11 protein-coding genes are annotated in these 11175 nt (G+C 40.4%); 4 read left to right on the forward strand and 7 right to left on the reverse strand.

Features of this window, described 5'->3' with window-relative positions:
- Positions 1 to 89 precede the first annotated feature (89 nt).
- Positions 90 to 1655: an alkyl hydroperoxide reductase subunit F gene (ahpF, locus tag ACY3FQ_RS05400; protein ID WP_489773675.1), complete on the forward strand. Its 1566-nt coding sequence runs from the start codon at positions 90 to 92 to the stop codon at positions 1653 to 1655.
- 284 nt (positions 1656 to 1939) lie between these two features.
- Here the strand turns inward: ahpF and ACY3FQ_RS05405 are convergent, their stop codons facing one another.
- From ACY3FQ_RS05405 to ACY3FQ_RS05415, 3 genes are all read right to left on the reverse strand, one after another.
- Positions 1940 to 2194, reverse strand: a complete 255-nt coding sequence (locus tag ACY3FQ_RS05405; protein ID WP_126037291.1) for a YfhL family 4Fe-4S dicluster ferredoxin — start codon at positions 2192 to 2194, stop codon at positions 1940 to 1942.
- A 14-nt stretch (positions 2195 to 2208) separates the two neighbouring features.
- Positions 2209 to 3609, reverse strand: coding sequence for a prephenate-dependent tRNA uridine(34) hydroxylase TrhP (gene trhP, locus ACY3FQ_RS05410; RefSeq protein WP_279043837.1), 1401 nt, complete (start codon positions 3607 to 3609; stop codon positions 2209 to 2211).
- A 461-nt stretch (positions 3610 to 4070) separates the two neighbouring features.
- The gene (locus ACY3FQ_RS05415) at positions 4071 to 4499 is read right to left on the reverse strand and encodes a Cd(II)/Pb(II)-responsive transcriptional regulator (protein WP_279043838.1); all 429 of its coding nucleotides are present in this window, start codon (positions 4497 to 4499) and stop codon (positions 4071 to 4073) included.
- Between the two features lie 76 nt (positions 4500 to 4575).
- Here ACY3FQ_RS05415 and ACY3FQ_RS05420 point away from each other — a divergent pair, with 76 nt between their 5' ends.
- Complete coding sequence (locus ACY3FQ_RS05420) at positions 4576 to 5214, forward strand: cation efflux transmembrane domain-containing protein (RefSeq protein ID WP_238954173.1); 639 nt, start codon at positions 4576 to 4578, stop codon at positions 5212 to 5214.
- A gap of 142 nt (positions 5215 to 5356) precedes the next feature.
- On the opposite strand, the gene ACY3FQ_RS05425 is transcribed toward ACY3FQ_RS05420, so the two are convergent.
- The gene (locus ACY3FQ_RS05425) at positions 5357 to 6199 is read right to left on the reverse strand and encodes a hypothetical protein (RefSeq protein ID WP_489773676.1); all 843 of its coding nucleotides are present in this window, start codon (positions 6197 to 6199) and stop codon (positions 5357 to 5359) included.
- A 251-nt stretch (positions 6200 to 6450) separates the two neighbouring features.
- On the opposite strand from ACY3FQ_RS05425, the gene ACY3FQ_RS05430 reads away from it, so the two are divergent.
- Positions 6451 to 7017, forward strand: coding sequence for a TetR/AcrR family transcriptional regulator (locus tag ACY3FQ_RS05430; protein WP_005400544.1), 567 nt, complete (start codon positions 6451 to 6453; stop codon positions 7015 to 7017).
- Between the two features lie 389 nt (positions 7018 to 7406).
- Here the strand turns inward: ACY3FQ_RS05430 and ACY3FQ_RS05435 are convergent, their stop codons facing one another.
- Together ACY3FQ_RS05435 and ACY3FQ_RS05440 are read right to left on the reverse strand one after the other, a co-directional pair.
- Entirely contained in the window at positions 7407 to 8207 is an 801-nt protein-coding gene (locus ACY3FQ_RS05435) for a DUF2071 domain-containing protein (protein WP_126037281.1), read from the reverse strand.
- Between the two features lie 108 nt (positions 8208 to 8315).
- Positions 8316 to 9095, reverse strand: coding sequence for a ferredoxin--NADP reductase (locus ACY3FQ_RS05440; RefSeq protein ID WP_004982408.1), 780 nt, complete (start codon positions 9093 to 9095; stop codon positions 8316 to 8318).
- A gap of 102 nt (positions 9096 to 9197) precedes the next feature.
- Here ACY3FQ_RS05440 and tsaA point away from each other — a divergent pair, with 102 nt between their 5' ends.
- Entirely contained in the window at positions 9198 to 9908 is a 711-nt protein-coding gene (gene tsaA, locus ACY3FQ_RS05445; protein WP_126037279.1) for a tRNA (N6-threonylcarbamoyladenosine(37)-N6)-methyltransferase TrmO, read from the forward strand.
- 5 nt (positions 9909 to 9913) lie between these two features.
- Here tsaA and ACY3FQ_RS05450 read toward each other — a convergent pair whose 3' ends face one another.
- Positions 9914 to 11170 (reverse strand): MgtC/SapB family protein, encoded by a 1257-nt coding sequence (locus ACY3FQ_RS05450; RefSeq protein ID WP_489773677.1) that lies wholly within the window; start codon positions 11168 to 11170, stop codon positions 9914 to 9916.
- Positions 11171 to 11175: the final 5 nt, after the last annotated feature.

Consider the following 11175-nt stretch of genomic DNA (forward strand, 5'->3'; position numbering starts at 1 on the left):
AATAAAAACAAACTGTTTTATCTATTTTTAGATTTACTCTATGATTCTTCTATCAAATAATTTTACAGACTGCTTTGGAGAGCTTAACAATGTTAGATCAAAATACTTCAGCTCAATTAAAAACACTTCTTGAACGCCTAGAAGGTCCGATTGAATTGGTTGCGACTTTGAATGGTTCTGAGAAATCAGACAAAATCAAAGAATTGGTTGAAGAGGTTGCAGCACTATCCCCACTGGTGACTGCACGTTTTGATGGTCAAAACTCACGTGCACCGAGCTTTGGTGTAGCAAAAGCCGGTGAACAACCGCGTGTGTTCTTTGCCGGTTTACCAATGGGGCATGAGTTTACCTCTTTGATTTTGGCATTGTTACAAACCTCTGGTTATGCACCCAAAGTATCGGATGAAGTTTTAGCTTCAATCAAAGGTTTGAGTATTCAGTCTGACTTTGACGTATTTGTCTCTTTAAGCTGTCATAACTGTCCAGACGTGGTGCAAGCCTTAAACCTGATTGCCATTTACAATCCAGGCACGACAGCAACTATGATTGATGGGGCATTCTTCCAAGACGAAGTCGAAGAACGCAAAATTATGGCTGTACCGATGGTGTTCCAAGACAACAACCATATTGGTCAAGGCCGTATGACCTTGGAAGAAATTATTGCCAAACTGGATACCAATTCTGCGGCCAAAGAAGCTGAAAAACTCAATGCCAAAGATGCTTTTGATGTTTTAGTGATTGGTGGTGGTCCTGCGGGAAATACCTCAGCCATTTATGCAGCACGTAAAGGCATTAAAACAGGAATCGTGGCTGAACGTATGGGTGGTCAAGTCATGGATACCATGGACATTGAAAACTATACCTCGATTCAAAAGACTCAAGGGCCGAAGTTTGCTGCTGAAATGGAAGCACATGTACGTGAGTATGGTGTGGACATCATGAACTTACAACGTGTCTCTAACATCAAAGGTGCGGATGAGACAGCAAATGGCTTGGTTGAAGTCACTTTAGAAAATGGTGCGAAGCTTGAATCTAAAACTGTGATTCTTTCAACAGGTGCACGTTGGAGAGAAATGAATGTGCCGGGCGAAGCAGAATACCGTACCCGCGGTGTTGCCTACTGCCCACACTGTGATGGTCCACTGTTTAAAGGCAAACGTGTAGCAGTAATAGGCGGGGGGAACTCAGGTGTCGAAGCGGCGATTGATCTTGCTGGGATTGTTGAACATGTGACCTTGGTTGAGTTTGATACCAAACTACGTGCTGACCAAGTGTTGCAAGATAAATTGCACAGTTTGCCTAATACCACAGTGATCCTGAATGCACTCTCAACTGAAGTTGTGGGTGATGGTTCACAAGTGACAGCATTGAAATATAAAGACCGTGCAACTGATGTAGAACATTCGGTTGAGCTTGCAGGAATCTTTGTGCAAATTGGTTTATTGCCAAACACCGATTTCCTCAAAGAAACAGCGGTTGAGCTTTCAAACCGTGGTGAGATTGTGATTAACGATCGCAACGAAACCAATGTCAAAGGTGTATTTGCCGCAGGTGACTGTACGACAGTGCCATACAAGCAAATTATCATTGCCACAGGTGAAGGCGCAAAAGCATCATTGTCTGCTTTTGATTACATTATTCGTTCTGGGCTGTAAGTGTAAAATGAAAAAGCCAACGCTCTCCCAAAATATACGTTGGCTTTTCCCCTTTATGTTGTATCACTGATCTTTGGTTTTACCCTTGATAGGAACTGAGTCACTAACAGCTCAGTTCCTTTTTTCGTTTAAAGCAAATATCTTCTACAAAGAAAAAGCCAAAGTGCTCCCCAGTCACTTTGGCTTTTTCATTTAGTTTTTGTTTATTGTTATTCTTTGCCCAGTTTTTGTTTTGAAACTCTGAGTGTGGTCAGTACTCGGTTTCTTTTCTACTTTCCCCAAGGTTAGACGCTAAATAAGTTCAATCCTTTAAATTTTTCTAACAGTTGTTGCTGTGTTTCAATGTGTTCTGGATGTGGCTCGATACAAGCAATTGGGCAAACATCGACACAGGTTTGGGTGTCATAAAAACCAACACACTCGGTGCAACGGCTGACATCTATTTCATAAATTTTATCACCTTCAAAAATAGCGGTATTGGGACATTCGGGAAGACACATATCACAGTTAATACATGCATCCGTTATTCGTAGTGCCATGGCAATATCCCCAGTCAGCTTGCAACATAGGCCAAGGCAGGCGCTGAAATATCGGCACTTGAATGCGGTAAATTACGAATGAGTAGGGCATAGCGCATGTCGACATCAGCAGGAACAGGGATTTCAACCACATGCCCTGAGCCTTTCGCTTCAAGTATTAGATTGCCTTTTTTATCGAGGATTTCTGTTAGTTCAAAAGTGATGTTGCCTGAAGTGGTCATGAGTTCGAGCACATCGCCCACTACAAAACGGTTTTTGACATCGACTTTCAGATAATCGCCATTGCGTTCCAAAATTTCACCGCAGTATTGTTGATGGTCAAAACTGGATGAACCATTTTCATAGTTTTGATATTCGCTATGTACGTGGCGACGTAAGAAACCTTCGGTATAACCGCGGTTGGCTAGACCTTCGAGTTGTGTCATGAGTGATGGGTCAAAAGGTTTACCTGCAAGCGCATCATCTATGGCTTTGCGATAAATTTGGGCGGTACGCGCACAGTAAAAATAAGACTTGGTACGCCCTTCAATTTTTAAAGAATGGATGCCCATTTGAGTCAAGCGCTCAACATGCTGCACCGCGCGCAAGTCTTTTGAGTTCATAAAGTAAGTACCATGTTCGTCTTCTTCAGCAGCAAACATGTCTTCTTCATGACGTTGTAGTAATACGGGTTCATCGAACTGATGTTGTGCTTGCATATGCAGTTCATCAGCATCAGAGTTTGAACAGCAATTGGAGTCTGTATTCAGATTTTGGACTGGGATTACATCACCATTTTCATCTTGATGAGTCTCATGTACTTTGTATTCCCAACGGCAGGCATTGGTACATGCCCCTTGATTGGCATCACGCTTATTCATATAGCCTGAAAGCATACAACGTCCAGAGTATGCCATGCATAGCGCGCCATGCACAAAAACCTCAATTTCCATGTCAGGCACTTGCTGCTTAATTTCTTCAATTTCATCAATGGATAGTTCACGAGACAAAATGACCCGGGTCAGTCCCATGTTTTTCCAAAACTTCACAGTAGCCCAGTTGACAGCATTGGCTTGAACCGAAAGATGTACATCCATGTCTGGAAAATGCTCGCGTACCATCATAATCAGCCCTGGATCTGACATGATCAGGGCATCGGGTTGCATCGCAACCACAGGTGTGAGGTCACGAATAAAGTTTTTGAGTTTTGAGTTATGTGGTTGAATATTGACGACCACATAAAACTTTTTACCTAAGTCATGCGCTTCTTGAATGCCGATAGCTAGATTGTCATGGTCAAATTCATTATTGCGCACACGTAAACTGTAACGAGGTTGTCCGGCATAGACCGCATCTGCACCATAGGCAAATGCATAACGCATATTTTTAAGCGAACCTGCAGGAGAAAGAAGTTCAGTAACGTGATGAATGCTCATGATTAAACTAAGGCATATAAAAATATGGGTTTATTGTAGGGCTTTAAAAAATAGATTCAACTAGTAAAAAACTCGGAATTTGAGCGGGGGATAGACGCGAAAATCACACATTCAAATGTTCGATTTGAGTGCTAAGTGGTAAATGTTTGAATATATGATTTTATGTGGCTAAGGATAAAAATGAATTTAAATTCCCTTGTTTTATAAAGTAAAAGATCTGTTATATAAAACTTACTTGTCGTTTTAATCATCAAAAAATTGGAGTTCTTTGTGGCCTTTTATCCGAAATAATTAGAGATCATTTTTATTAGATTTGATGTGTGGCTAGATTTTTTATTTCTGAAATTATTAAAAAATTAAAGAAAATAAGAATAAAAATCCTACATTGACGATGTAAGGTTCGGGTAAATAGGTAGCAAAACCGAGTAATACCCATATTCTAAATTCTGCGTTGATGTGTTTTATACATCTAGCCCTGCTTCAAGATGTCTTAAAATTTGACAATCATCAATGGTTGATTGAGTTGCGCAAGACTGCCGAAGTTGTTGTAGTTGTATCTGAAATTTTTGCAATTCAATGATTTTTTGTTCGACTTGTTTCAAATGCTCATCGATCAGTTGATTGACCGCACTACAGTCTTGTTGAGGCTTTTGCTCCAGTTCAATCAGGTATTCAATTTCTTTGAGTGAGATATCCAGCGCGCGGCAACGTTTAATAAAAATGAGTCGTTTAAGTGCATCATCTTGATAATAGCGATAATTATTGTCCCCGCGAAAAGAAGGCTCTAATAAATGCTTTTTTTCATAGAAACGAATGGTATCGGCACTTAATCCTGTTTTATGGACTAAGTCTTTCATTAAATAAACAGGAGATGCGTTTTGTTGATTCATTTTGCTTGACCCTAGAGCGACTCCATAGTTTTTAATCATAATAGAAAATGATTAGGTCTGGATAGAGGTTGTGTATATGGCATGTTCTTCTTGCAGTTGTGCACCCGCACCGCAAAAGCCAAATAGTAAGTTTAGAACGGCATTGTGGATTGCCTTATTGATCAATTTAGCCATGTTTGTGGTAGAGCTCATTGGTGGGGCTTATGCACATTCATCATCTTTATGGGCTGATTCTTTAGATTTCTTTGGTGATGCAGTCAACTATGGTATTTCCCTAGCGGTACTTGGTGCGAGTTTGTATTGGCGGGCGACAGTGGCATTGCTCAAAGGCATTACAATGGCGTTGTTTGGCTTGGTGGTGATTGGTAAAGTGATATATGCCTATGCTTTGGGAATTCCACCTGAAGCCATGACCATGGGGGTGATTGGTGTGATTGCTTTGCTCGCGAATGTGGTTTGTGCCGTCATTTTATATGCCTTTAGAGAAGGTGACTCTAATATGCAATCGGTCTGGCTTTGTAGCCGAAATGATGCGATTGGAAATGTGGCGGTTATTTTTGCTGCAATAGGTGTGTTTGGTACAGGCAGTTTGTGGCCAGACATAATCGTGGCAGGCATTATGGCGACTTTAGGTATGACTGCGGGTTATCAAGTGGTGAGCAAAGCATTATCTGAGCGCAAAAAAAGTGTATTAGAAAATTCGACTGCACAATAAAAGTGAGAGTGCTTCTACGGTTTAATTCTAGATTTAATGCTACTGCTGGAAATTAATGATTGGCATTCATAAGATGTGAATTCACTCCATATTCAAGAGTTGGATACGTGAGTGTACAAGGATGTTTAGCTACTGAGGTGAATTAATGAGTGCGTAAACTCATTTTGCTCCAAAAGTTATTCCATAGACTTAAATATTCAGTTTGAAGTTGCTGGAAATACAGAGCTTGTTCAGATTTATAGCATTGTGTGAATAGCACCCAAATGTCGTCTTCATGATTGTCATCGTTAGCAAGGGTTGTATCACATGTTTCTGCAAGACCATGACATGCATAGTAGCCTTGGGTAAATGAAGGATCATAGGCTGCAAGATTAGTTCTGAGTGCTTCACTAAACTTAATCACTTGTAGTTCGGTGCAAGCTAAAATGAGCAGCAAGTCTGCATAAGAATGAATATGTTCTTGAATAAATTGTGCAATTGCAAAAGCTTCAGGCTCGGTCTGTTTTTGATCGGTGACATTGACCCCAAGTTGCTGCATCAGTTGAAGGAAATAGACCAAATGCGATTTAGAGGGCGAGCTTTTCTCAAGTTGGTGGGTATTAAAACCCAATTCATCTAGAAGATTTAGCGACAACAAATAACGTGCATATATCTTGGCTGCAATGCGGTCTTGCTCCACGATATTACTGTCGTGCTCAAGTTGCAGCGCTTGATACATAGCCATACTCAAAGCATCAGTGAAAATTTTAACAATCGCGGTAAAATAATTCAGATGAATAAATTTCAGCTGTTCAAGGCTGAGTTGGCATTGATGCAGCCGTGTCAGTATCGGATGTTGAAATAAAACATGTTCGGTTGTCGTTTGCTTTAAATGAATGATCGCTTGAGTATTGGCTGCCCATGACATTGAGCTTAAGGATCGTTCAATAAAGCGCAAAACTTCTGTGCGGGTATGTTCAGACTGGGTGAAGGAGAGTGCATTCATATACGAGGTAAATTTTAATTGTCATCATTTTTATCATAGTGAAAAAGATCCGACTCTTCTAGTGTTTTATTTATTTTAAAAACTATATATTTCAAATGCTTGAATTAATACTGGTATTGTTTTTTATAAAAAAACGGTGTTGCTCTAAATTTGATATATAATATCGTCTTCAATCGATGTATTTCGTTTTCATGTGCTGTTCTTTTGGGTTAATGGCTTAATTTTAAAGTTTTGTGCATCAGGTAAAATAAATGTCAAAAAAAGAAGACATCATTAACACAGCGCTTAATCTCTTTAACTCACATAGTTATAATTCTATCGGTGTGGATCGGATTATTAGCGAGTCTGGCGTTGCTAAAATGACGTTTTACAAATACTTCCCATCTAAAGCTAAATTAATTGAAGAATGCTTAGTGACAAGAAACCAAAATTTACAGCAGTCGCTTGAAGCGACGATTGCTGCATGTGACCCCAGTGATTATCTCTCCCATATTCGTGCAATTTTTGAATGGTACCATGCTTGGTTTCATAGCGCGGATTTTAACGGTTGTATGTTCCAAAAGGCAGTTGAAGAAATTTCAAAAATTTATCCTTCTTCGTTACAGCCTGCAATTGATTATAAAGAATGGTTAAAAGGCAAGTTATGTCAGGCTTTGAATCGTCTAGGTGTGAAGCAGGATGAACAGTTGGCGGCTTTTTTATCTAGTATTTTGGATGGCATGACCATACAAGCGCAAATCGATCCGAAGCAAGTGCATTTGGAAGATTATTGGAAGCGTGTGAATACTTTAATTCAAATGGAACTTTCAGCTGCCTAATATATAAATTTTGATTTTAAGGTTAACCCAATACACTCATTATATTGCTGGCTTAAATACATTTTAAATAAATCAAGTGCAAATAAATAAGCGCGATAACGGTTAGGTTATCGCGCTTTGCTGATAATGATTATGTTCCATATCGCACATTATTTTACAATAAAGCATGATATGAATATGAGCAACTTAATGTGCCTTCTTATATTTTTTGTACCCTCTGAATGTTTTCGGTCATTCAGTATTTCAGCAAAAATAGACAGACTTGTCTGTTTTGTTGAATTATAGAGAATTTGTGGAGAAAAACAACCAATCTCTCATTATCTTAGCTGAAATTTATTCATTATGCTTAATATTCCTTAAAATATGTAGGGTATTCATTATTTATTGCACTATTTACCCGAGTAATTAAGACAACTCGGCGGTAAATAAATGGTGAATTCATTGATTGGTTCAATCAGAACGCTATAAGGTTTGAGCTGATCGTCATAGGATACCAGATTGAGCCTTGCTAAAAGTTCAAAGCGAGCGTAATGCAGTGTTGCAGGTTTCGGATTTAAGCGACCATGCCACACACGATAGCTGCCGAGTTTTCCATCGCGGAGATGGTAAAATCCTGCCAAAGGATGAGTCAAGAAGACCTGATAACTTTCTAAATTGGGAAAGCCTTCAAAAAGCCATTGGTCATGTTCGGACTGAGACAAATGCACATCTGAAGTGGCCCATGCCGATTGGGTACGCATTTTATATTGTGTATATCGACCCTCTGCATCTTGCTGACAATCAAACTCAATCTGTGCAGGATGCCACGGTAGTTGCCAAACATAACGAGGAACGATCAGTGTCCAAGAGTCCAAAGTTGTTCCTAAAAACCAAACGCAACGTTCCTGTGTCTCCTGATCAATCACGTAGACCCGATAATTGGTTTGCCCCATCGTGAATTTTGGAAAAGGATAAACCGCAGAGCTGAAATCGACATCGATGAAGGGCACTACCGACATCAGTGCATGTTGTTTGCTTTGGTACTGGACCGTGTCTAACTTAAACCGTGCTGGAATGATCTCTTTAAACCGAGCTGGGTCGATGGCATAAGTAATGAGGGCAAAATGCTGGAGTTTACACTGTACATCGAGGCCGCTGGGCTTGGGTTTCGGATGTAAATAGTCTTTAAATTTGAGTTCTGGAAAGGTCATTGGTTTAAATTCTAGATTTTGTTATTTTTTAATATTAGATAAAACTATACGTAGAGTAAATAAAAAACCGAAGCCTAAGCTTCGGTTTTTTAATATTTTTATATGATCTTATTTTTCAACGAATGCACGTTCAATCACGTAGTCACCGAGTACACCCATACGTGGCGATTCTTTTAAACCATGTTGGTCTAGAAGTGCAGCAACGTCATCGAGGAATGCAGGGCTACCACAAAGCATTGCACGGTCTGTTTCTGGGTTGAAACGTGGTAAACCGATCTTCTCAAAAATTTCGCCAGTTTCAATCACTGTTGTGACACGACCTTGGTTTGGATAGTCTTCACGAGTAACCGTTGGGTAGTAAACCAATTTGTCTTTAATGCCTAATTCTTCAAAGAACTCATTGTTCGGAAGTTCGTCTAAAATAAGGTCTTGGTACGCTAACTCAGAAATGAAGCGTGTACCATGAACCACAATCACTTTCTCAAAACGTTCGTACGTTTCAGGATCACGAATGGTTGCTAAGAACGGTGCAAGACCTGTACCAGAAGAAAGTAGGTATAAGTTTTTACCTGGGTTTAAGTCATCAAGTACTAAAGTTCCAGTTGGTTTTTTAGATACCAGAATTTCGTCACCCACTTTAACTTTTTGTAAAATAGAGGTTAACGGGCCATCAGGAACTTTAATTGAGAAAAACTCAAGTTCTTCTTCGTAGTTTGCGCTAGCAATAGAATAAGCACGCATTAACGGTTTGCCATTTACTTCAAGGCCGATCATCACAAATTGACCGTTTTTAAAACGTAGAGCAGTGTCGCGCGTCGTTTTAAAAGAGAATAAAGTATCATTCCAATGGTGGACGTGAGTAATCTTTTCGACGTTGAAAGCAGCCATTAAAGGTCTCAATAAATTATCAAATTAGAACAGGTTGCTATTCTAATCTAAAATCATTCTCGATAAACTGAATATATTTAATTGAGCTTATTAGAAAAAGTGATGATGACTGAGTTAACCTTGCCGATTATTGGCTATATGCACTCTTCTTATAAGGAAAAGTTTGGTATTCCTCGGCAACCTAATTTGGTTCAAGTGGAATCGTATATTGAAATGTCAGCACCCTATAATGACGTTCTGGCCTTTGAAGGAATTGAGGCATTTAGTCATTTATGGTTGGTGTGGCAGTTTCATGACAATAAAAATCCAGAAAAAAACCAGTTTCGTCCACAAGTTCGTCCGCCACGCTTAGGGGGTAATAAAAAAATAGGGGTATTTGCTACGCGCAGCATGTATCGTCCTTCACCGATTGGTCTATCGGTGGTAAGGCTCAAGTGTGTCAAAAAAGAAGGGAAGTCAGTTCGAGTGTATGTCACAGGAAGTGATTTACTAGATGGCACCCCAATTGTTGATATTAAACCTTATATACACTACTCAGATGCAGTTATAGATGCGGAAAGTGGCTATGCGCAAGATGAACCTAAACGTAAATCGGTGATATGGTCGGATCGAGCAATCGAGCAGAAGCAGCAGCTTTTGACGAGTGGGAAATTGTCTGTACAGACCCTACAAGAGCTTGAAGCCATTTTATCTTTAGATCCCAGACCGGCGTATCAGGATGATGAAGCACGGGTATATAAAATGAAATTTGCTGCTGTTGATATCGCTTTTACAGTGGGTGAAACTACAGTGAATATCACGGCCGTAGAATGAGAGATTTAAAGAGAGAAGCTCCAATACAACAGCCCAATCAAAACCACCATATGCAAAATCTGAATCGGGGCAAAAGCTATAAAGTATTGCTTACCACCTGTTAAGGCGGCATTAATGGACTTGGCAACAGCGTGTGCAGTCAAACCTAATATAAATGCAGACATTGCTGCCGTGTCTGTCGGTGCCCCTTGCATGACCACTGTTGCCATCGCTGCATGAATTTCAAATAAAGAGGCCAGCAAAGTCCCAGCGATTAAACCTGCATCTCCCAGCCAAAGGTTAAGTCCATACACACCCGCTTGGATGAACGTCAAAGTCAGGGCAATAATGCCAGCCTCTTTTAAGCTAAACATGCGTGAATCAGTGGGTTGATGTTGTTCTTGTGCAGGGGCAGATCGTACCAACGCATAAGCACAGATCCCTAAAAGGACACTTGCCACAAGCGTCGGCAGCAGTATAGTTTTGAGCCAAAGTATACTCACACCTGCGACTATAATTAGTAGTTGCAACAAAGTGGCAATACAGGACATTAGCGCTGCACCTGCATTGGGTTTGGCAAGTGCTCGACCTGCACGTACTTCCATGCCTAAGCTGGCAACAGTCGCTGTACTGGATACAAAACCTGAGGCGATTGCCGATAAAATCATGGCATTTTTAGTGCTCAGCAGTCGTTTGGCGATATGCGCAAGCGCTTGAACAGCAAGAATGAGTGTGACTAATTTTAAAATAATATAGGGATTCAGCACAGCACCCCATAAAGGCGTATTCGGCGTTAAGGGCAAGGCAACTAGAATCAGTGCTAGAAGAAAGATACCGTCTTTAAACTCAGCCTCAGTAATCCATTTCCCCGCAATGCTGTGCATCGGATGTTTGGTCATTAAAATAATGGTCAGGAGCACGGCTAAACCTGCAGCAAGTGATGTATTCCATAAGCACATCGCCCCGATAAAATAGGTCATGACAAAGGCAAGTTCAGTGGTTGAACCCAAATCTTCGGTTTGGTTTTTCATTGAGAATATAACTATGCCGCCGATGATCAGCGCACCAACAATGCCAATATTGACACCAAATAAAAAACAAATGGCACCGAGAAGGGCACAAATGGCAAAGGAGCGTAGTCCTGCAAAGCTCTGTTGGTTTTCACGTTGTTTGCTTCGTTCGCGCTCTAGACCAATCAACAGTCCACAGCCTAATGCTGAAGCCAAGGTAATGAGGACATCAGATAAAGCCAAGTTGTTGATGGAAACTATGCTGAAGTCCAAGCCTA

The organism is Acinetobacter sp. AB03 (assembly GCF_058107045.1).